This window comes from Paenibacillus sp. FSL L8-0502 (genome assembly GCF_038593055.1).
Classification (GTDB): Bacteria; Bacillota; Bacilli; order Paenibacillales; family Paenibacillaceae; genus Paenibacillus; species Paenibacillus polymyxa_D.
In genome coordinates this window covers 2,753,486-2,779,414 of sequence record NZ_CP151958.1, presented here as the reverse complement: position 1 = coordinate 2,779,414, position 25,929 = coordinate 2,753,486, and the positions used below count along the sequence as shown (strand labels likewise).

Below are 25,929 nucleotides of genomic sequence, written 5' to 3'. Positions count from 1 at the left end.
TCTCAAACCAATGCGTGGCACGGGTCATCATGAACCAAATGTCATTTATCTGGCGTAAAGATCTACTACAACAAGTTTTAATTCAGCGACATTGCTACATAAAACTTCGCTACATACAAAACACAAAAGCCGTAAATCTCCGAGGTTAATGGAGACTTGCGACTTTTGTGTTTTGTTCAGATTACCCCAAAGCCATTTGAAAGCTTTGGGGCAGTTTCCCTATTTTGAACTCGGAGCCTGTTATTAATGTAATGTGAAGATTAGGTGGACATTATCCCATCTCTGTCTGTTACTAGTAAGTTCGCTAGCTCTGTTTCCAGCATCGCTTTAACGGTTTCTGGATTTTCTTCAAAAGGAAGTTCTAACGAGATTTGCAATACGTTCTCCACATGCTGAACAGTAAAGAAAATGATTGAATCCCGATAGATGTCCCTCTCTTCTGGCTCGATATTTTTAAACAGCTGATATTTATCCGACGCTTCTCCAAGGTAATTGAACACAATAGGTAGCTTATTCAGGCTATGCTTCAGATACTGGTTAGACTGCGGATACAACGATGCCATTTCATCATTGTATATGAGATTTAGAAAATTCAAATTATGCGATACGGCCAACTGCATACTATTTCTGATCTCATGCCCATGTTCATCCGCATCTGTAAGCAGTACAGGGATTTGGTCTATAAATTCACCTATAATATCAAAATACTGCTTGTCCTCGTATGCCCGGCCATAATTAGTGAGAAGAATAGGCATCTCGTCCACTTGCAAATATCTGCGGAAAAAGCGGTTAGCCAGGCATATAGCCAAGTCCCACATGTGTCCGACCGCGTTGGAGTCATTCCAATTTGCAAGTTCTACTGTCACATCTGTACCCGTTGTATGGTTGCGCTCATCAATTGCGAGAACTACAGCATCCGAAGCAGCAGCAAATGCGGACAAGCGAAATTTGTCGACAATCTCTTGATCGCCCATGCCCTGAGGTCCTTTGCGAACCTGACTCACATAATCACGGTAGCTTCCTGCTAGTTGCCCTTTTACATTGCTCATGTCATCATATGCACGGTACAACTCACTCTTAACGACCTCACCGCTCATGCCATCATAGATGAGATGTGAGCAAGGGAGCAACAGCAAATGATCCCGTAAATTGAGGCGAACAAGCGCAATACGATATAACAAGTTTCCGGTTGTTTCATAAGGGTTCATAAAGAATGCAGGCAGTATATGTGAGAGTATACGATTTTGCATCTCTGCACCGTAGTTCGATAAATCTATCATTGGAATGTCCATGCGCTCCTTCATGGACAACATTTCCCATTCCCATCCGACATCCGTTTGGACCAACACACTTCTAAAGAGTTCATGCCGCTCTATCAGGCGTTGCATGATTGCAGATAACCGTTCTACATCCAGCAGGTAACTATCAAAAGGAATGACACCTCCTGAGGATTGCGGATGCTCCAAATGATAATGCTGAGCGGGAGCAAGCGCATAGCGTTGTAAAGGCTCTCCTGCCAGCATCGTGCTGTTCCATTGGTCATTCATCCGCAGCAGATGTTCCAGCCACTCCTCAGCATGCCGCTTCACAGCTTCATCGTCTACCATCGTATCTGTGTATAGCTTTTCACAGTCAGGTACTTGAGCAGCTGCTTCAAAAGGAAGCAAATGATGTGGATGAAGGTTAGGATGAAGGCGTGCCAAAATGACTTTCTTCAGGGCCTCTGCTTGTATAGAATCGAAAGGATCTATGTGCAAAGTTAATTGATCTCGCCCTTCAACAGCTGTTGATTGGAAATGAGCATGTACGTCATAAGCCTCTTCGATGATGTCGATTGCCTCGGCAATATCACGTGTTAACATACCCGACATCGAAGTGTCTGCTCGCAAATACTCTGATATTTGGCGAATAGTCTGATATTGAAACACCTGATTAATCCCTATTTCAATGCCAACAGCCTGAGCCTGTGAAACCAATTGAATGGCTTTCAGGGAGTGTCCGCCTAAATCAAAATAGTTATCATCAATGCCAACAATACTGACACCCAGATTTCGCTTCCAAATATCTACCATATGCTGTTCCATGCCGTTTCGCGGGGCTGCATATTCAACACCTGTTTGAATGTCTCCGTCCGGCGCAGGAAGCGATTTACGATCAATTTTTCCGTTAGTCGTCAACGGCATCTTCTCCAATTGAACAAAATAGCTTGGCAGCATGTACATCGGAAGATTTGGAACCAACGCTGTTTTAAGTTCCTGAATGGTCAGATCGCTATCAGCCACAAAATAAGCACATAAATCTTTTTGTCCTGATTCATTCTCACGAGCAATAACCACCGCTTTACGGATCGCAGGCAGGTTCATTATTTGCGCTTCCACTTCTCCAAGTTCAATTCGGTAACCCCGAATTTTTACCTGATGATCCGTCCTGCCTAAATATTCAATATTTCCGTCTGCCATCCATCGCGCCAAATCTCCTGTGCGGTACATACGTTTTCCTGGTTTGAAGGGGTCTGCTATAAATTTCTCATCAGTCAGCTCACGATTTCCCATATAACCTCGCCCTACTCCATCACCACCGATGTAGATCTCGCCTGCAATTCCTATCGGAACCAACTTTCGATTCATATCCATAATATATACGTGCTGGTTAGCCATTGGCTTGCCAATCGGCACCGTATGTGTCCAAGCTGTCATCGTTTCCCCGTTAATGTCGTATGCAGTTGTGTCTACACAGCATTCGGTAGGACCATAAACATTAGTTATTTGCGGACGATATCCGGGTCGGGTGCTCAAAAATGTTTTAACGAGATGACCGGGCAGCGCCTCTGCTCCAAAAATAAAATGCTGTACATTCAGGTCTGCAACGGAGTCTTGCATTTCCGTCAACATATGCATGTGTGCCGGTGTACCATCAGTAAAATCAATCCGTTGGGATCTGAAATAGTCAGCCAAACGATGACCATTGGTGCTAATCTCTCTCGGCACCACGTGAAGCGCATGCCCGAGAAGCAGGCATGGGAAAATTTGTTTCACTGATGCATCAAATACATACGGCGATAGCCATGCCATCCGCATTGGCGATTTGTATTTCTTATATACTTGTTCTCTAAATGCGGTTGTCATATTAACGACATTAGAGTGTTGAATCATCACTCCTTTGGGTTTGCCCGTCGTACCTGAGGTATACATCACATAAGCCAAATGGCCAGGGTCACAAACTTCAGCCAAGTTGGAACAGTCTTCTGCGGATAGCCTGTGACTATCAGGTGAAATGACCAGCACATCCGACGGTACCTTCGCGGCCATTTCTGGCATGGCAACCATAAGCTTAATATGGCTGTCTTGTAACATATAGAGCATACGTTCCTGCGGAAACTCAGGGTCGATAGGTACATATCCCCCACCAGCTTTTAAAATACCAAAAATCCCTACAATCATTTCGATAGAGCGCTCCATAATCATTCCGACCAATTGATCCGCCTGAACTCCTTCTGCTCTTAGCACGCGAGCCAACTGGTTTGCACGCACATTTAATTCGTTATATGTGATCTGGCTACCACCAAAAACTACAGCTACTTGATCTGGAGTCTTCTCTACCTGTTCTTCGAATAATTGATGAATGGTTTTTTCACATGGGTAATTCACCGCGGTATTTCCCCAAACATCCAATATCATTTCGATTTCCTGTGGCGTAATGATCTCAATTTCAGATAGCTTTGTCTGTGGTTCATCTACAACAGCTTTAATCAACTGGATGAAGTGATCGGCCATTCGTTTAATCGTGCTTCTCTTGTACAGGCTGTCGGCATATGTGAAGCTGAAAACCAAACCTTCAGAGCTTTCCATGGCCGTAAGTGTCAAATCGAATTTTGCCATATTCTGTTCGCCTGGGCACAGAGTAACCTGCAAGTCTTGGAATTCCGTCGTACCAGAGTCCATGTTATCTAGCTCAAAAAGAGTGTCGAATAACGGATTTCGGCTCAGGTCCCTTTGTACATTTAGCTTCTCCACCAGCAATTCAAACGGATAATCCTGATGCTCAAAGGCATCAAGCACCTGGTCCTTTACTTCCTGAACATATTCGTAAAATGACTTGTCCCCTTCAGGAAAGCTCCGCAATGCAAGCGTGTTGACAAACATGCCGACGACAGGCTGCAAATCGTGATGCTGTCTACCTGCAATAGGTGTTCCAACAACGATATCCTCCTGACCGCTGTACTTGAACAATAGGGTCTTGTAGGCCGCAAGTAATACCATAAATAAGGTAGCTCCCGCCTGCAAACTGATTTGTTTCAAACTGTCCACGTTCTGAGGTGAAATTGCAAAGGAAACGGTGCTGCCCGAAGTGCTACGTGTTGCAGGTCTTTCAAAGTCGACTGGGATACCCAAAATTGGAATGTCGCCGCTCATTTGCTTGAGCCAGTATTCTTCTTGTTTTTCCATCCATGAGCTACCAATGTCTCCTTGCTGCCATACCGCATAATCCTTGTATTGAATTCGCAAGGCCGGCAACGTTTTTTCTTCATACAGTGCGGGCAGCTCGTTCAGCAATAAACTCATGGATACACCATCTGAAATCACATGATGCATGTCAAACATAAACCAATGGCGCTGTGGAGATTCTTGCAACAGAGCAGCTCGAAGTAACGGTGCCTTCCCAAGATCAAAAGGTCTGATAAATTGTCTCATCATTGCTCTTGCTTCGTTCTCACCATGTCCCTGCATAACCTCCAAATTGAAATCGACATGGTCGTGAATCCGTTGTACCAATTTATCATCTACGAATTCAAAAGAGGTTCGCAATGTATCATGACGCTGAATTAATTGCTTAAGCGCTCTTTCTAATCTTAAAAAATTCAGTTCTCCTTCCATCAAAAGCATGGCAGACATATTGTAGTTATTCATGCTGCTCAAAACGTATAGTCTATTTTGAGTTATAGATGCCGGATAACTGTCTCTCAATTCGGCAACTGGAATCGCTGCGAATGGATTTGGAGACAATTCATGAACAGCCTGCGCCATTTGCTCAATTGTTGGAAAGTCAAATACATAACGCAATGGTAACTCAATATTCAGTTCTTTGTGAATTTTTGCGGCCAATGCAGTCGCACGAAGTGAATGTCCGCCAATGGCAAAGAAATTATGATGAATTCCAACGGACGGAATGTCGAGTATCTCTCTCCAGATTTGTGCTAACTTCACCTCCATGGCTGTGCGCGGCGCTGCATATTCTGCAGTCAAATCAGCGTGTTCCTCGAATGCCGATAGTGCCTTGCGATCAATTTTTCCGTTCGGTGTCAGCGGCATGTTCTGCAGTTGTATAAAATACGACGGTACCATATAGTTCGGCAATTTCTCATTCAGCAAATTCAACATCATACTGCCGCTGATTTCTTTTTCAGCTACGTAGTAAGCGGCCAAATGATAGTCTCCCTGCTGATCTGCACGAGCCATGACAATAGATTCTTTAACACCGTCCACCTTGATAATTTGCGCTTCAATCTCACCGAGTTCAATCCGATACCCGCGGATTTTGACCTGATGGTCAATCCTACCCAAATATTCAATGTTCCCATCTGGCAACCATCGTGCCAAGTCACCTGTACGGTACATTCGCTCATAGCCAACTTCCTCTGCTGCAAACAGATTGGCTACGAATTTTTCTTTTGTCAGCTCTGGACGGTGCAGATAGCCGCGTGCCAGCCCCGGGCCGGATACACACAGCTCACCAGGGACTCCTGCAGGTGAAAGATTTCCGTGTGTGTCTACCATATACACGCGGTGATTAGATACTGGCCGACCGATGGATATGATTCCACCTAACTGGGAATTTTCTTCCGATACTGGCCAAAGAGACGTTGCGACGGAATTCTCGGTAGGACCATACGCATTGTAATAATCCACCCGATCCTTCCATTTGGACACCAGTTCTGCGGTAGAGGCTGATCCTGCTGTAAGCAGAACACGCAAATCAGGCATGCAATCCGGGTTCAGGTATACAGCGTAGTTTGGCGGCAGCGTTGCAATTGTAATTCTGCAGGCGGCCATGTACTGCTCGAAACGTTCATAATTCAAAATAGTCTCGGAGGAAGGTATATACAATGTCGCTCCACATAGTAAGGACTGGATTATTTCCGAGCATGATGTATCAAACGAATAACTGGCAAACATGACCACCCGATCGGACAAGCCAATACTCAACTTTTGCTCGAAGTAGGTTTTAAGATTGCTAAGACCATGATGCTCAAGCATTACTCCCTTAGGCTGACCCGTCGTCCCGGACGTATAGATGACATATGCTAGATCGTTTGGACCCGATACAGCCTCCAGATTCGAACCGTTCTGATGATATACGGACAGCATTTCCCCGCGTATATCCGCTTTTCTTTTATCGGAAGCAACTCCGTCCTGTTCAGCGTCAAGCACCAACACCTTGCCTCCAAACTGTGCCTTTTCCGTCAGGTGCTGTTGCGTTAACAACAGTTCCGTACCTGAGTCGTCCAGCATGTAGCGGATGCGTTCCTCGGGATAGGTTGGATCTATCGGGATATATGCTCCCCCCGCCTTCAAAATTCCCAATATGCCCACAATCATATCTACGGAACGCTCTGTCATCAGACTAACCAGACTATCGGCTTTCACACCATAGCTGCGTAAAGTACGGGCCAGACGGTTTGCGCGCTCGTTCAATTCATGGTAGGTCAATTGTTGACCTTCAAAATATACCGCTGTCTGATCCGAAGTCTGCAAAACCTGTTCCTCGAACAGTCCGTGAATTGTTTGTTCACGCTGGTACTCTGCCGTGGTATTTCCCCACACCTGGATGATGTGCTCCCGCTCCTGCTTAGTCAACAGATCCATTGTCTCAATTAAACTATCCGGATTCGCTATAATTTGATCCAGCACCTGCAGTAAATGCCCTTGAATCTGCGACACACTCTGATGATCAAATACCTGGGCATTGTAGGAAAAATCAATTCGTAGCGTATCTCCCTGAAGTACTATGATGCTTAAATCGTAGCTTTCTTGCTCAGTATTGGCCTCTTCCAAAGTAGTTTCAAAAACCATTCTGTGACTAAAAAGTGCCAGCTGTTTCACTTTCGTTGTAACTATTTCGGACATTGGCAAATGTCCATATACCGCAGATTCATCGGTTTGTTGCTGCACTTTTCTCATCAACCCGCTAAAGTTCGCCCCTGCTTCAGTTCGAATGCGAACGGGCAAGGTGTGGTTACCCAGTCCAATTGAATGCCTCGGTTCCAACATATCTGTCAAAGGACTTGATATGGAGCAAGCGAACGCCACATCATCTGTACCGTTATACTTTTGTAATAAAATTCCCCAGGCTGTCTGCAGCAGCGTATTTGTCGTCACCTGCTCATTCAGTGCAATTCGCTGCAGTGCCACCGTTCGTTCAACATCCAAATTAATCTCCAGATGCTCTGTCTGATATGGACTGCGCCCCATCAGATTGGCATATGGCAATTGAGGTGCTTCTTCATAACCTTCGAGCAGAGTACTCCAGTAGCGAGAAGTCTTTAGGGTGTCCCTATGTTTTTTTAGAATCCCTTTGTCTTCTTCCGAAATCAGCGTCATTTCGCCCAGTTTTGTATTCGGATCGGCTACAACGGTTTTGACCAACTGTACAAAATGCCTTGCCATGCTTTCTACCGTTTCCCGTTTAAACAAAGATGTAGCATACAGAAATTGGAGCTGGATAGATGCTTCCTCCTCACTGACTTCAAGCGTCAGGTCGAATTTCGCAGAAACCTGCTCTATCCCAAAAGAGCGGAAGAACAACTTGTCCAACTTCACTTCCTTTTTCTCCACATTCTGCAATACAAACATCGTGTCGAACAACGGATTACGGCTCATATCTCGTTTCAGGTCGAGCTTTTCCACCAGCTCCTCAAACGGATAATCCTGATGCGCATATGCTTGCAGTGCACACGTCTTGGCGTCCTCAATACAGTTATAAAACGTTTGTTCAGCGTGAGGATGATTACGTAATGCGAGCGTGCCGACAAACATACCGAGTATAGGCTCCAGGTCAGCATGTGGTCTACCTGCAATCGGAGTACCCACAATGATGTCTTCCTGCCCTGTGTAATAATGCAGCAATGCTGTGTATGCAGCCATAAGTACCATGTACAGCGTAGAATCCGTATGCACCGCCAGTTCTTTTAAACACTGAGTCAATTCCTGTCCCATTTCAAATTCAACAGCGTCACCTTCCGTACATCGTATTGCCGGACGCTCAAAATCAGTTGGCAAATCCAGTTGAGGCAAATCGCCACTAAATCTATTCAGCCAGTACTCTCCCTGACTCTTTATTCGCTCCTGCTGAGTTTTGCTATGCTGCCACACAGCATAGTCTGTATATTGAATACGCAGCGGAGATAATACTTCACCGCTATATAAGCGGGCAAAATCACCAGCCAATATTTCAATGGATACCCCGTCTGAAACGATATGGTGCATATCAAGCATCAATAAGTGCTGCGGCTCCTGTCCTTCTTCGTCCAATCCCAATTTGACCAGCTTTACACGTAGTAACGGAGCGATCTTCAAGTCAAATGGACGAACAAAGGAACGGGCATGTTCTTCTGCTAAATTCTCAAGCATAAGTTCATTGGATTCTGTCCGCAGTTCTGATATTGTGGCATATTCCAACTCAAAGTGAATCGTTTCGTGAACCCGCTGCATCGGCACACCATTTACCAGTTCAAAGCTTGTCCGGAGGGCCACGTGACGTGAAATTAATTGATGGAATGCCTCTTCCACCTGCTTCATATCTATCGGACCGATTATTCTCAGTGCTGATGTGGTGTTATAGCTTATTCCATCCGGATCCAGCTGGTGAAGCACATACATCCGTGTCTGTGCGAAAGAAAGCGGGTAAGTGTCACGTTCTTCCGCCACCGGTATGGATGCATATGTGATTTGAACCTGTTCTTCAAGCAAGGCCGCCAATTGCTCGATCGTCGGTGCCTCAAATATGTTTTGCAGATCCATCGGTTTGTTTAAATCTTTGCGAACTCTAGAAGTCAGTGTCGTTGCCCGCAGCGAATGACCGCCAATTTCAAAGAAATTTTCGTCGATGCCTACTTGTGGTAGTCCCAGTACATCCTGCCAGATGTCTGCCAATTTTATTTCCATCCATGTTCGCGGTGCAACATGGTCAGTCAAACGACCTTCTGGCATCGGCAGCGCCTTACGATCAATTTTACCGTTTGGTGTAAGAGGTACGTTCTGCAATTGAATGAAATGTGAAGGGACCATATAATTCGGGAGTTCTTCATTTAACATCTTGCGAAGCTCGCTCCCCGTCACTTCCCGTTCCGCTACATAATAAGCAACGAGTTCGTGTTGGTTTTGGCTATTTGCATGTGCCAGTACGATGACCTCTTGCATGCGATCTGCCTTCAGCATAGCCGCCTCAACTTCGCCCAGCTCAATCCGGTAACCACGAATTTTGACCTGCTGGTCGATCCGTCCCAGGTACTCAATGTTGCCGTCCGGCATCCATCTCGCCAGGTCGCCTGTCCGATACATGCGTTCATAGCCCGCTTCCCCATCTGCAAACGGATTGGTCACAAAATGGTCTGTCGTTAATTCCGGACGGTTCAAGTAACCGCGTGCCAGTCCTGGGCCAGATACGCACAGTTCACCGGGGACCCCAGACGGTGAAAGCTGTCCATGTGCATCGACCATGTACACGCGGTGATTCGGTACAGGACGTCCGATTGAGATGGACACCCCTGCTTCGGGACCTCCAGGTACAGGCCAGACAGACGTTGCTATGGAATTTTCCGTTGGACCATAGGCGTTAATATAGGTCACACCGTCTCTCCATTTGCTGACCAGTTCAGTGCTAGTCGCCGATCCGGCCGTGAACAGGATGCGTAATTTCGGCATTCGCTCTGGGCTCAAGTATATAGCATAAGTTGGGGGCAGCGTTGCAATTGTAATGTGATGATCCACCATATACTGCTCAAACTTGTCATAGCTGAGAATGGTTTCTGATGTCGGAATACATAAAGTGGCCCCGTTGAAGAGTGCCTGAAGCATTTCCCAGCATGCCGCATCAAAGGAAAAGCTGGCGAACGATACAACACGGTCGGAACTGCTGATCCGCAATGTCTTCTTGAAATACGGATGCAGATTGCAGAGTCCACGATGTTCAAGCATTACTCCCTTAGGCTGGCCTGTCGTTCCAGACGTATAGATTACATATGCTAGGTTATGAGGACCGGATGTAACTTCCAAATTTGAACCATCCCTGTGATATGCGGATATAGCTTTTCCTCTTGCCTTAGCCATACTTGCATCCGCACTGCCTTTGTCCATTTCTGCATCCAACAGCAGCACCTTGCCCCTAAATTCCACTTTTTCAACCAAATGCTGCTGCGTTAACAGCAGTTCCGTACCTGAATCGTCCAGCATATAACGGATGCGGTTCTCTGGATAAGTCGGATCGATCGGAATGTAGGCGCCCCCTGCCTTCAAAATACCTAAGATGCCGACAATTATGTCAATCGATCGCTCTGTCATCAGGCCGACCAGGCCGTCTGCCAGGACACCGTTACTGCGCAAAGTACGCGCCAGACGGTTCGCTCGCTCATTTAATTCACGGTAGGTCACTTGCGTTCCTTCAAAATATACCGCTACCTGCTCCGGTGTCTGCAAGACCTGCTCCTCAAATAACCCGTGAATCGTCTGCTCACGTGGATATGCTACTGTCGTGTCACACCAAGCACCCAGCATTTGCTCGCGTTCCTGCGCGGTTAATATATCCAGTTCACAAATTCGGCTAGCGGGATTTATCTTGATTTGTTCCAGCAATTGCAGTAAATGCCCCTGAATCTGTTCTACTCTTTCACAGTCATATACTTGGGCATTGTAACCAAAATGAACTCGTAGCGTCTCTCCCGGCAACACCACGATGTTAAAATCGTAATTCGTCTGTTCAACCGCTCCTGCTCCGGTTATTTTAAAATCAGCTTCCTCCCTTTCACCTAATTGCTCAATTTGTTCATCCACCGGATAGTTCTCAAATACCATAATATGATTAATCAGTTCCACTTTTTGCTCAGCCTGTGCCTGAATCTCATAGAGTGGGAACGTTTCGTATGTTCCTGAAGCAAGCGCCTGTCGCTGAGTTTGCTTCATCAGCTCTGTAAATGCAGTTGCTTGTCCGCCTTGAATACGGACGGGGACCGTGTTAATGAATAGTCCAATCATCTGCTCTACTCCGGCAATGTCCGCTGGGCGTCCAGAAACCACGCTCCCGAAAACAACATCCTCTGTGCGATTATACTTTTGTAATAAAACACCCCAGGCCGTTTGCAGCAGCGTATTTATCGTTACCTGTTCTTGCTTTGCTAGTTGCAGCAGGGCCCTTGTCAGGCCTATACCTAAATCAAATTCCAGATATTCGGCCTCATATCCCTGGGTCTTCCCTATTTTGGCCTGCGGCAAGACCGCCGTTTCCTCGTAGCCCCACAGGTAACCGCTCCAATACTCCGCTGCTTCCTGACGGTTCTGCCCCTCCAGCCATTCGATGTATCGACTGTATGGTGTTACCACTGGCAATTGCGGCGGCTTCCCTTCTGTAAGGGCAGCATATCCGCCAAAGACCTCATTGGTGACCAGTGACAAGCACCAGCCGTCCATTATGATGTGGTGGAAACTCCATACAAAATGGTATGAATCGTCTGTTGTACGTAAGATAGATACACGCATCAGTGCATCCTTTGCCAGATCAAAGCCTCTCTGCTGATCTCGACGCGTGAACTCCTCAATATACTGCTCTTGCGCCGTCTTCTCCTTCTCACGTATATCCTCTACGTACAGTTCTCCGCGTTTATTCCGGTACACCACTTGCAGCGGCTGGTCCTGCAAATCGCTCCGGAAGTTGGTCCGCAGTGCTGAATGACGCTGTACCAGCAAGTCCAGACTGGCAGCGAATGCAGCGAGATCCAGCGTTCCCTTCAGTTTAAAGGTGGACTGCTCCACATAGGCGCTCGACCCGGAATCCAGCATGTTGTGAAACAGCATGCCTTTTTGCATCGGCGTCATGGGGTACACATTCTCCAGCTCTCCGTCAGGCTGAAGCTGCTCCACCATCCGGTTCAGTTCTTCAAGGCTTAAGCCCGAAAGCAGCACATCACTCGGCGTCAATTCGGAGTGCTCCCGAGATGCACAATGCTGAATCACTTCCAGCACGTTCTGCTTGAATTGCTCTGCTAGTTGCTCGGCAGTATTTTGTTGGAGTGCCTTATTGTTGTATTGAATGCTTAGTTCCAGCATGCCATCTGTAACGAGTCCTCCCACGTCCATAATACAGGACATTTGGGTCAGTTCATGAGTATTAGCTCCGCTGGAATATGGAGAAAAATGCATGCCGCTATGCTGCAATGTCTGATCAAATTCGCCTAAATAATTAAAGCTGATCTGTGGCTCGGCATATGTTGCCCGGGACGGTCCATTCTGGCTGAGATATCTCCAGATGCCGTATCCAATTCCTTTATGTGGAATGTTGCGCAGCATCTCCTTCATCCGTTTAATGTGCCCGGAGATATCTTCTTCCTGGTTAATCCGCAGTAGCACTGGGTATTGGCTTGTAAACCAGCCGACCGTTCGTGATATATCCGTATCCTTCATGATATCTTCCCGGCCATGGCCTTCGAGAAGAATCGCAACCTGCTCACTGCCAGTCCAAGCGCTTAGCGTCTTGCCGAGTGCCGTCAACAACAGATCATTCACTTCTGTGTTGTACGCGCGGTGGGCTTGCTTCAGTAGTTGATCAGTCTCTTCCTTCGTAAGCCTCACATTTACGATACCCATGTCTTGCTGCATAGACCTACCACTATGCTCTTGGGACGCTGGAAGTTGGGACGAATCGTATGCCGCCGATTCGTTCACTTGCTTCCAGTATGCGTGCTCACTTTCCATCTCAGGGCTGTCGGCATAGGCTGACAACCGCTCCGACCACACCCGGAAGGAGTCTGTTTTGGCCGGGAGCTGTATGACTTCTCCACGTACAGCCTGCTCATAGGCATTCGACAAATCTTCCAACAGTACCCGCCACGATACGCCATCTACCACCATATGATGAATAGCCAGTAGCAGATGGTCCCCATCAGCGCAGTGGAACAGACCCACTTTCAGCAAAGGTCCTTCATCCAGTCGGATGCTACTCTGAATAGTGTTGGCACTGGCTTCTATAGCTTGACCCAATGTGGGACCGATTGGCACGTCTTTGAACTCGACCACTTCTAGATCATACAGCTTCCCTTCCTTCACTCCGCGGTTCCACGCTTTCCAGCCTTGATCCGTCTGGCGGAACACCATCCGCAACGCATCATGGTGCACCACCAACTGCGTCAATGCCTGGCGTAGCGACTCTTCCTCGAATCCTTGCTCCCGCTGAAGCATAACTGCCTGATTAAAGTGGTCCGGCACAGGCTGCCCTTGCTCCACAAACCACTCCTGAATCGGTGTCAGCACCACGGCTCCGCTGACCTCTTCCTGATCAGCTAATTGGCTATCCGACACACGCAGATGCGTCGCTAGCTCAGCAACCTCAGGATACTTAAACAAGTCTTTGATATCCAACTTGTATCCTGCCTGCAGTAGGCGTGAGGATACCTGAATCGCCTTGATCGAGTCCCCGCCCCGATCAAAAAATTGATCCGTCAGTCCGACCGGACCGCCGCCCAGCACAGCCTCCCATACACTGGCCAGAGCCTGCTCCGCTGCTGTCTGCGGAGCCCTATATTCCTGCGTGGAGCGGGAAATCTGCTCCGGTGCCGGCAATGCCTTACGGTCAATTTTACCGTTGGGTGTGAGCGGCATTTGCTGCATCTGAACAAAGTACGAGGGAACCATATAATTCGGGAGTTCTTCACTCAGCAGCTTGCGAAGCTCACTCCCCGTCACTTCCCGTTCTGCCACATAATAGGCAACCAGTTCGTGTTGGTTTTGGCTGTTTGCATGTGCCAGTACGATGACCTCTTGCATGCGATCTGCCTTCAGCATAGCCGACTCGACCTCGCCCAGCTCAATTCGGTAGCCGCGAATTTTAACTTGTTGATCCATCCGTCCAGCGTATTCTAATGTACCGTCTTCACGCCAGCGAACAAGGTCTCCCGTGCAGTACAGGCGATCTCCGTCCACCCACGGATTGGCAAGGAATCTCTCAGCCGTCAAATCAGGACGGTTCAGGTAACCGCGTGCGACTCCGTCTCCGCCAACAACCAGCTCACCCCATGCTCCAATCGGCTGCAGGTTAAACGCCGAATCGACCACATACGCCGTCGAATTGCGGATAGGACGCCCGATCGGCACAGAATCAAGCTGTTCTTCCTTAATATGATAAGTCGTCGAAAAAGTAGTATTTTCCGTTGGTCCATAGCCGTTAATGATATTCATGTCCGGATTATCACGCAGCACCCGGTTGATATGCGGTGCAGACAGCACATCGCCTCCGACCAGCAAATACTTCACATCTCCGAACAATTTACTGTCCTGCTGCGAAAGCTGATTAAATAGCGGTGTAGTCAGCCACATCATAGTAATGCGATGGTCCCGTATGGTCTCCTTGAGCTTATCTACGTCCAAAAGATCATCCTTATGCACGAGTACAAGCTCACCGCCGTTCAGTAGCGCCCCCCAAATTTCAAACGTAGACACATCAAATACAAACGCGCAAGTCTGCAACATTCGGATCGATTCATCGAATGGCACATAATCCGTATTACGCACCAAGCGCACGACACTTTGATGCTCAACAACGACGCCCTTAGGCTTGCCTGTTGATCCCGAGGTATAGATGACATAAGCAGCATGTTCGCCTAATCCATCTATTCCCAAATTGGAAGTATCCGGACTGTAGGGCGTATCATCATTCAGATTGACAATCTGTCCATCAAAATAGCAACGTTCCAGTAAATCTTGTTGAGTCAGCAGCAGTTTGGCTCCCGAGTCCTCCAGCATATAGCGGATACGGTCCTCCGGATATTGAGGATCTATCGGCACATACGCGCCTCCAGCCTTCAAAATAGCCAACGTTCCGCTAATCATATCCAACGAACGCTCCGTTAGAATGCCGACAGGCTCATTGGCCTTCACTCCAGCAGTCTGTAGTGTATGCGCTATTCGGTTAGCCTTCTCATTCAGTTCCCGATAGGTTAGAGATTGATGCCCCAAAGCTACAGCAATATGATCAGGCGTACGCGCAGCCTGCTCCTCAAACAGCTTTTGGATCGTCTGATTGCGCGGATATACAGAAGCCGTGTCGTTAAACTCGCCTGTAATCTGTTGTCTTTCCGCCGTTGTCACCAATTCCAGTTCTTCAACGCGAACATGCGGGTTGAACGAAATTTGCTCCAGCAGACGAGCAAAATGACCATGCAGACGCTCAATGCCGGTTTGATCAAAGTTCAATGCGTTATACATAAAACGAATATTTATGCCTTTTCCCGGCATCACGACGACGTTCAGATCGTAGTTGGTTTGCTCTGTAACCACCGCGTTTAAAATTGTGAATGCATTCTGCCCATCACTTCCCAGCTGCTCTACCTGCTGCTCCACCGGATAATTTTCGAATATCATAATGTGCTTGATTAGATCCTGCTTCTGCTCGGTCAGTGCCTGAATTTCATACAGCGGGAACGTGTCATAGGCATTGGCAGAAAGCGCCTGTCGCTGAGTTTCCTTCATTAATTCAGTAAATGCAGTTGTTGGTTTACCTTGAACACGGACTGGGATGGTATTAATGAAAAGTCCGATCATTTGCTCTACTCCGGCAATGTCTGCTGGACGTCCCGATACCACACTACCGAAAACAACATCCTCTGTGCGATTATACTTTTGCAGCAACACACCCCAGGCTGTTTGCATCAGCGTATTTATCGTCACCTGTTCCTGCTTTGCCAGCTGCTGAAGTTGCGCCGTCAGGTCTATACCTAAATCAAATTCCAGATATTCAGCCTCATATCCCTTCGCTTTCCCTGTTTTGGCCTGGGGCAAAACTGTAGTCTCCTCATGGCCCTGCAGGTAACCGTTCCAATACTCCGCTGCTTCCTGACGGTTCTGCCCCTCTAGCCATTCGATGTATCGGCTATATGGTGTTACCACAGGTAATTGCGGTGGCTTCCCTTCTGTAAGGGCGGTATATCCTTCAAAGACCTCATTGGTGACCAGTGACAAGCACCAACCATCCATAATGATGTGGTGGAAGCTCCATACAAAATGGTATGCATCGTCTGATGTACGCAAGATGGATACCCGCATCAGCGTATCCTTTGCCAGATCAAACCCCTTCTGCTTATCCCGACGCGCAAATTCCTCGATATATTGCTCCTGCGCCACCTTCTCCTTCTCACGTATATCCTCTACGTACAGCTCTCCGCGTTTATTCCGGTACACCACTTGCAGCGGCTCGTCCTGCAAATCGCTCCGGAAGTTGGTTCGCAGTGCTGAATGACGCTGTACCAGCAAGTCCAGACTGGCAGAGAATGCAGCGAGATCCAGCGTTCCCTTCAGTTCAAAGGTGGACTGCTCTACATAGGCGCTCGACTGGGAATCCAGCATGTTGTGAAACAGCATGCCTTTTTGCATCGGCGTCATAGGGTATATATTCTCAAGCTCTCCGTCAGGCTGAATCTGCTCCACCATCCGGTCTAATGTTTCCAGGCTTAGACCCGGAAGCAGCACATCACTCGGCGTCAATTCAGAACGCTCCCGTGATATACAGTGGCGGATCACTTCCAGCACGTTCTGCTTGAGTCCCCTGGCTAGTTTCATTACATTATCTTCCTGTAATACTTTTGTGTTATAACGAATATCCAACTCAAGCATTTCATCCGTTACAATGCCCCCCACATCCAGGGAACACGGCATTCTCGTCTGTTCGTTAACATCTGCTCCACTGGAGTACGGTGACATGCGCGTTTCGCTGTGCCGCAGCGTCTGATCAAATTCGCCCAAATAATTAAAGCTAATCTGTGGCTCGGCGTATGCCCCTCTAGATACTACGTTCTGACTGAGATATCTCCAGATGCCGTACCCAATTCCTTTGTGTGGAATGCTGCGCAACATCTCCTTCATCCGTTTGATGTGTCCGGATATATGATCTTTCCCGTTAATCCGCAGCAGTACCGGATATTGGCTCGTGAACCAGCCAACTGTTCGTGAAATATCCGTATCCTTCATGATATCTTCACGGCCATGGCCTTCCAGAAGAATTGCAACCTGCTCACTGCCAGTCCAAGTGCTTAACGTCATGCCGAGTGCCGTCAGCAGCAGATCGTTCACTTCTGTGTTGTACGCGCGATGGGCCTGCTTTAGCAGTTGATCAGTCTCTTCTTTCGTGAATTTCAAGCTCAAAGTAGCTGTGTTATTTATGGTCAATGGTTTTTTAGAATCCAGCAATTCTGTAAGCCTTAAAGACTCGTATACTTCCAATTCATTCAATTGCTCCCAGTATGCGTACTCACTTTCCATCTCAGGACTGTCGGCATAGGCTGACAACCGTTCCGACCAGACCCGAAAAGAGTCTGTTTTGGCCGGGAGCTGTATGACTTCTCCACGTACAGCCTGCTCATAGGCATTCGACAAATCCTCCAGTAGTATCCGCCACGATACGCCGTCTACCACCATATGATGAATAGCCAGTAGCAGATGGTCCCCATCAGCGCAGTGGAACAGGCCCACTTTCAGCAGAGGTCCTTCATCCAGTCGGATGCTACTCTGAATAGTACTGGCCCGGGCTTCTATAACTTGACCCAATACGGGACCGATCGGCACGTCTTTGAAATCGGCCACTTCCAGATCATACAGCGCCCCTTCCTCCGCTCTGCGGTTCCACGCTTCCCAGCCTTGCTCCGCCTTGCGGAACACCATCCGCAACGCATCATGATGCACCGCCAACTGCGTCAATGCCTGACGTAGCGGCTCTTCCTCGAATCCCTGCTCCCGGTGAAGCATAACCGCCTGATTAAAGTGGTCCGGCACAGGCTGTCCTTGCTCCACAAACCACTGCTGAATCGGCGTCAGCAGCAGAGCTCCGCTAACCTCTTCCTGATCAGCTAATTGGGTATCCGACACACGCAGGTGCGTAGCTAGCTCAGCAACCTCAGGGTACTTAAACAAGTCTTTGATATCCAGCTTGTATCCTGCCTGCAGCAAGCGTGAGGATACCTGAATCGCCTTGATCGAGTCCCCGCCCCGATCAAAAAATTGATCCGTCAATCCGACCGGACCGCCGCCCAGCACAGCCTCCCATACACTAGCCAGAGCCTGCTCCGCTGCTGTCCGCGGAGCCCTATATTCCTGCGTGGAACGGGAAATCTGTTCTAGTGCAGGCAATGCCTTACGGTCGATTTTGCCGTTGGGTGTGAGCGGCATTTGCTCCATCTGAACAAAGTGAGAGGGAACCATATAATTCGGGAGTTCTTCACTCAGCTGCTTGCGAAGCTCGCTCCCCGTCACTTCGCGTTCCGCCACGTAGTAGGCAACCAGCTCGTATTGGTTTTGGCGGTTTGCATGTGCCAGTACGATGACCTCTTGCATGCGATCTGCCTTCAGCATAGCCGCCTCAACTTCGCCCAGTTCAATCCGGTAACCGCGAATTTTGACCTGCTGGTCGATCCGGCCTAGGTACTCAATGTTGCCGTCCGGCATCCATCTTGCCAGGTCGCCTGTCCGATACATGCGTTCATAGCCCGCTTCCCCGCCTGCAAACGGATTAGTCACAAATTGTTCAGCCGTTAAATCCGGGCGGTGCAGATAACCGCGAGCCAATCCTGGGCCGGATACACATAACTCTCCTGCTATTCCAGCAGGTAAAAGATGACCAAAAGCATCGATCATGTACACCCGGTGGTTGGGCACGGGACGTCCTATGGAAACGGTATCGATTGCTCCGGGGTGTTCCGACACTGGCCAAATGGACGTTGCTACCGAGTTTTCTGTCGGTCCATAGCCATTAAAATAGGTGACCTGATCCTTCCATTTGCTTACGAGCTCCATCGAGGAAGCCGAACCAGCGGTGAACAGAATACGCAGATCCGGCATTCGTTCTGGATTTAGATACACGGCATAGGTAGGAGGTAATGCCGCCACCGTAATTTTATGATCCGCCATATACTGTTCAAACTGGTTGTAGTTCAGTATGATTTCCGAAGTAGGCACGTAAAGTGTCGCGCCACAAAATAGCGCCTGAAATATTTCCCAGCAAGCAGCATCGAATGCGTAGCTCGCAAACAGTAGGGCATGATCTGACGGACTTATCTGCAATGTTTCATCAAAATACGTTTTCAGGTTACACAATCCATGGTGCTCCAGCATTACACCTTTAGGCTGTCCTGTCGTACCTGAAGTATATATGACGTAGGCTAAATCATTTGCTCCTGATACGGCCTCCAGATTTGATCCTTCCATGTGATACACAGTTGGATCTTCATCCAATACTAGGACTTTTCCTCCAAAGGCGGCCTCTTTGACCTTTTCCACAAGATGGCTTTGCGTCAAAAGCAGGTCTACACCGGAATCGTCAAATATATAACGGATACGTTCCTCTGGATATGACGGATCGATGGGTACATATGCCCCTCCTGCTTTAAGAATAGCGAGGATGCCGACCACCATATCTATAGAACGATCAGTCATGAGCCCAACCAGCCGATCAGTTGTTGTGCCGTAACTACGCAGGGTACGAGCCAATCGGTTAGCACGTTTATTCAGCTCAGCATAAGTCAGACTGGAGTTCTCACAGACAACTGCTGTTGTCTTCGGTGTCTTTTCTGCTTGTTTTTCAAAACAAAGATGGATGGTATCACTAGAAGGATACGAGATCTGTACTCCGCTAAATTCGGATAAAACCTGACTTTTCTCTTCTGTCGTCAGAAATTCCAAATCGGAAATCAGTAGATCCGGCTGTTGAACAATCTGCTCCAGTCCCCGTTTAAGATGAGCTGCAATTAGCTTAATCCAATTTTCATCGTAAACCAGCCGATTATAACTAAAAGTAACTTCATACTGTGATCCAGGAACGACAATCACATTAAAATCATAGTTGGTCTGTACAATATCCTCCACGTCGGTGACCTGAAGTGTATCAGGCCCTTTTTCCGCATGAATAAGCTCCTCTGAGTAAGGATAGTTCTCAAAAACAACAATATGACGGACTAAATTTTGTTTCAAATCCGTGTGATTCTGAATATCTGCTAGGGAAGAATAAGAGTACTGAGCAGACTCGATGTGGGAGTTCTGCACAGATATAAGCAGATCCGAAAAACTCTGGTCCGCATAACTGGTTATGCGTGTTGGTATTGTGTTAATGAACAATCCAACCATATTTTCAATTCCCGGAACTTCATCTGGTCTGCCGGATACTACAGACCCGAACACAACATCCCGGCTGTTGTTGTACATTTGAAGCAATAATCCCCATACCGTTTGAAATACAGTGCTGACTGTCGTGTGGTAGTGTTTAGATATTCTCTCCATTCCTTGAGTTAGTTCTTTTCCCAGCTTGCATGTGTAACGGTCTGCCTCGAAGATTGGATTCAATGGACGGTTATAGCCCGGTAAAATCGTTTCATTTTCCAGCCCATTTAAATACCCCTGCCAATAGGCTGTCGCTTCTTCCTTGTCCTGTTGCTCCAGCCACTGAATAAAACTGCTGTACGGATATACCGTATCCAATTGCGCAGGCACTCCAGACCGAAGGGAAGTATACATAGTAAAAAATTCCTGGGCTACCGTTCCCATGCACCAACCATCCATTATAATGTGATGAACACTCCAGACAAGTCTGGAAGACTCATCATCCCATTCAAACAGGGCAAGCCGAATCGGAACATCTTTTTCCAAGTCGAAACCAGCTTGGCGCTCTGCCTTTAAAAAGGCCGTAAAATGCTCCCTTTTCTCAGCTGCGGGAAAAGCACTGATATTCTCGAAATGAACAGGCAACGCATCACGTTCCTCCAGGACAATTTGAAGCGGACGTTCAGTTTCTTTATACATAAAAATGGTACGGAATATATCATATCGATTCATGAGCTGCTGCAAGCTTTGCTGAACCAGATGAACGTCCAGCACTTCATTAAATGTAATAACGGTCTGCTCAAAGTAAGCTTCTGATTTTGCATCGAGGATGGAATGAAACAACATTCCCTCCTGCATCGGGGACAGCGGATAGATATCTTTAATATTTACCTGTGCCAAATCATTCACCTTTCCTTTATCCATGCAGAATTTGAATTTCAACTTGCGGATATCCTTTATTTCAACAGATTTCCCAGCTTATCCGATAATTGGATCGATATGTGTTCAAATTGCCCCATAGACAATTGATTATATGTAAAATCCGTAGGGCTCCGCTCCGCCTGATCCTTAGTGCAACAATGATGGATAAGATTTAATAGATGTTTTTTAAAGCCGATCGTTAATCGCTCTACCGTTGCTGCACCATATTCAAGCCCGTTATATTCAAATCCAAACCGAAGGATTCCGTTCGTTATCATGCCGTTAATGTCAAATGTATTCGTCTTTTCCGCACGCGGGCTTCTCTCACCATTGGCTAAGTCTGCTAATCTGGAAATACGCCAAAGCATGTCTGCGCTGTTTTCTTCGTCGAATTGCCCCAAATAATTGAAGCTAATTTCCGGGAATGGTGCTGCGACTAGAGAAGCGGATTTAGTCTGGTCTTTGGTCAAATAACGTAGAATACCATAACCGATGCCCTTATTAGGCACCCGCCGCAGCTTATCTTTAACCATTTTGATCTGATAGGCCAAATTTTCGGGTCTGTTGACCTCGATTACAAAAGGATACAGGGAGGTAAACCAGCCGACTGTACGAGAGATGTCCAAATCTTTAATGATCTCCTCCCTACCGTGCCCCTCCAGCAAAATCGGGATTTCGTTATAACCGCTCCAATCATAAAAAGCCAGACCCAAGGCTGTAAGTAACAGATCATTCATTTCCGTATGATAGGCATGATGTACATGCTTCAACAGCTTTTCCGTCTCATCCCTGCCGAGTACCACCTCCACTAGGCGTCGATCCTGTATCAGGCTAACCGCGATTTCATGATCCCTTGGCAATCGACGCATCCTGCGTGAATCTACATTGTTCCAGTAGCTGATTTCTTGGCGTACCTGTACGCTTTCGGCGTAAGTAGTCAGTCCTGAAGCCCACTCCTTGTAAGCATCAGTCTTGGCAGGCAGATTCGGCATCTCACCGTGAGCTACCTGATCATAGGCGGTACCCAAATCTTCCAGTAAAATTCTCCATGACACACCGTCTACAATAAGATGGTGGATAACGATCATCAGATGATCTTCACCGGATAAATGGAATAAAGCCAAACGTATGAGAGGACCTCGTTGCAGATCCAAACTGCTTTGCAGCTCATCACCAATGTGTCGAATTTCTTCTTCAGGCTGGCTTGATTGTGTCAAATCATAGCTCGTTAATGTAAAGAACTCACCTTCGTTCACTCCCCTGTTATAGGCGGAGGCTCCCTTTTCCTCTTCCACAAAAATGAGCCGTAATGCATCGTGATGGGCTACCAGCTTGTCCATGGCGTTTTTCAGCCATAATTCATTCCATCCTTCATCATTTTGCAGCATGACCGCCTGATTATAATGGTGACGATCTCTCCGATGATGCTGAAAAAAATCGAGTTGAATGGGTGTCAATTCTACCTCACCCTCTACAATCCCTTGGGGAATGATACGGGTGATTTTTTTTATAAACGGTGCTACCAGGTGAATTTCAGGGTAACGGAATAAGTCCTTTACTTCCATTTTCAGGCCTTTGGCATTTAAGCGGATTGCAATTTGCAATGCTTTAATCGAGTCCCCACCAAGCTCGAAAAAGTTGTTGTGTAATCCAATTGGTTTAACACCGATCACTTCTTCCCAGATCAAAGCAATTGTTTTTTCCAATTCATCCTGTGGTGCTTCATATACGGTATCCAACGGTGCTATTTCATCCGGTTCGGGCAGATTGGATCGGTCTATTTTCCCGTTATGGGTCAATGGCAACTGTTCCAATACAATGATTTGGGCTGGAACCATGTAGACTGGTAACTGCCGAGCCAGTTTATCCCGCAGCATGTCTTTCTCAGCTGCACCTGCAACATAGGCACATAAATACTTTTGTCCCGCTGTGTCCAGTCGATCAACAACAACCGCCTGGCGTACTCCTTCCGTTTCGAGCAAAATAGATTCGATTTCTCCAGGCTCAATCCGGTATCCGCGAATTTTATATTGGTAGTCAGCTCTCCCGATAAAATCAATATTCCCATCTGGCTGCCAGCGTGCTAGATCCCCCGTACGATACAAGCGTCCACCGGGCAAGAACGGATCAGACACGAATTTCTCAGCCGAAAGCTCCGGCCTGTTAAGATATCCCCGCGCTACAGAAGCTCCACCAATACACAGCTCGCCCGTTACACCGACAGGGACCGGACGCATCCTCTCATCAACAATATATAACTTATGATTCGGTAGAGCTCTGCCGATAGGGACAATACCGGACAGAGGCAATTTTTCCAGCTCGTCCTCATAAAAGCTAGATTCGATTGCGGCTTCGGTAACTCCATACGTATTAATAATCCGCATCTTGCTGCCAAAGCGGGTCAACATCTTACGGTAATCTGCAACAGCCAAGCTATCCGCTCCAGTAGTAAGCAGCTTTAGGGAACTGATATTTGTACCATGCTCATAAACGTAATTCAATAGCAGAGCTAAAAGCACAGGAGGCGTCTCAAACGTAGTAATCTCCTGCTGCTCCAACAGTGTAGCCAGGGCAGCTGGATCATTTCTCACGTTTTCAGGACAAATGACTAAGGTACCACCATTGACAAATGCCTTGGCCAAATCGCATGCAAACACATCAAAAGACATGCTGGCAATTTGTAGTAGCTTAACAGGGAAATCTTTAAATCCTTGGCTGTGTCTGTAACCGAGTGCGGTGTTGACATATTGTTGATGTTCAACCATAACGCCTTTGGGCTTACCTGTGGTACCCGATGTATAAATGACATACGCCAAAGAGCCGGGTTCATATGTGGAGATATACTGCTTGTCCAAATCCATCTCGGGCTGGAGTGGTAACGTAGCGAGATCGACTACCTCGCCCATGAAATCCATTGTTTTCAGCCAACCCGTCAGGTGAGATTGCGTAAGCACAATCGTCGTTCCACAGTCACGCAGCATATATTCAATACGTTCTTCTGGATATACAGGATCTACTGGCACATAGGCAGCTCCTGCTTTCATAATTCCCAGCACCGCCACTATCATCTCAACAGACCTGTCAACCATGACAGCGACCAGACTCTCCCGTGTAATTCCACGCTTCTGCAAAAGATGGGCAAGAGCGTCTGCTCTATCATTAAGTTGTCTGTAAGTGAGCATCGTATCTTCATATATGACGGCCGCTTGTTCTGGTGTACGCTCCGTCTGCGCTTCGAATATCCCGTGAAAAGTAAGTGCAGGAAACTGGACAACGGGTCCGCTCCATAATTTCGTCATATTAGCCTCTTCTTCGGTTGTTAACAGCCGAACGTCACGGAGGCAAACATCTGCATTACTGGAAATTTGCAGGAAGACATGCTTCAAATGATGGGCCAGATGCTTCATCGCTTCACTGCTATAGACCTTGCCGTTATAGGACAATATGAAACTCATTGCCTTCTTATCTTCAACCTCAATATTAAAGCCATACGGTATTTCTTCGAATAACCGAGCGTCCTCAATAATGAATCCGAGTTTGTCTTGCCAGTCCCGTCTCCCGATCATGTTTTCCAGCGGATAGTTCTCGAATACAACGATATGATCAAGCAAGCGTTGCTTGAGTGCAGATTGCGACTGGATTTCAGCAAGTGAACAGTATCCGTTCCTCCTTCCTTGGACAGAGGCTCTCTGGACATCGCGCAATAATTCAACAAAACTCTTTTCTTCATTTAATCTAATTCGTAATGGAATGGTATTAATGAACAATCCGACAATTCGCTCTACTTCATCCAATTCCGACGGGCGGCCAGATACCACCGTGCCAAAAACTACGTCTTTGCTTCCGTTGTAACGACCAAGTACAATTCCCCAGGCGGCCAGAAAAAGACTGCTGAGCGTGGTCCCATTGCATTCAGCAATCGCCCGCAAAGTGCTGGTCTCTGTTTCCGTCAGCGTCGTTCTATATTCCTGCAGCAGATAGCCGCCTTTTTCAGGAGTTGTAGCTGGAGTTTTTAGCATCGGAAGTCCAGCCGTTTGTTCGTAACCTTGTAATTCAGAACTCCAGTAGCCCTTGGCCGCCTCCTGATCCTGTTCTTCAAGCCAGTCGGCATACCCGGTGTAAGGTCGTGGTTCAGGCAATTGAACGGGACGGCCTGTACGATAAGCCTCATAGGCCGTTAACAACTCGTCCATTATGATGCCAAGACACCAGCCGTCCATAATAATATGGTGAAAACTTACAAGTAACGTATAAGCATCTTTATCCGTTTGAAGTACAGCCATCCGGATGAGCATATCCCTGCTCAAATCGTAATGGGTGTTACGGTCCACATCCATAAATCTACGAATAGCATCGGCTTGCTCCTTTCCGGTCAGCTCTGTCATATTTTCGTAAGTAATCGCCGTGTTTCGCTTCTTAAAGACAATCAGCCGCGAACGAGAAGCGGATTTATGATAAATGTTCGAGCGCAGTGTTTCATGACGCTGAACCAACAGCTGAAAGCTTTCTTGCAGGGCATTCCAATCCAGATCTCCCCGAATAGAAATACGTAATTGCTCGTAATAAGCCTGTGATTCTGGTTCCATCAGCGCATGAACGAGCATTCCTTCCTGTAAGGGAGTCAAGTTGACCACTTTTTCAATTTCAAGTCCTTCGATCATGGATATCC

2 protein-coding genes are annotated in these 25,929 nt (G+C 47.3%); both read right to left on the bottom strand.

The genetic code is table 11. The annotated features are described in order from the left end of the window. Nucleotides 1-260: 260 nt before the first annotated feature. Nucleotides 261-21,281, bottom strand: coding sequence for a non-ribosomal peptide synthase/polyketide synthase (locus tag NSQ57_RS12105; RefSeq protein WP_342426091.1), 21,021 nt, complete (start codon nucleotides 21,279-21,281; stop codon nucleotides 261-263). A gap of 14 nt (nucleotides 21,282-21,295) precedes the next feature. Then, a complete protein-coding gene (locus tag NSQ57_RS12100) occupies nucleotides 21,296-25,921 on the bottom strand; it encodes an amino acid adenylation domain-containing protein (RefSeq protein WP_342426090.1) in 4,626 nt (1,541 codons plus the stop codon). Between the last annotated feature and the right edge of the window lie 8 nt (nucleotides 25,922-25,929).

What these genes read in the sequence shown, in the direction of transcription:
- NSQ57_RS12100 (WP_342426090.1), bottom strand. Translation starts at nt 25,921, where the DNA reads ATGATCGAAGGACTTGAAATTGAAAAAGTGGTCAACTTGACTCCCTTA.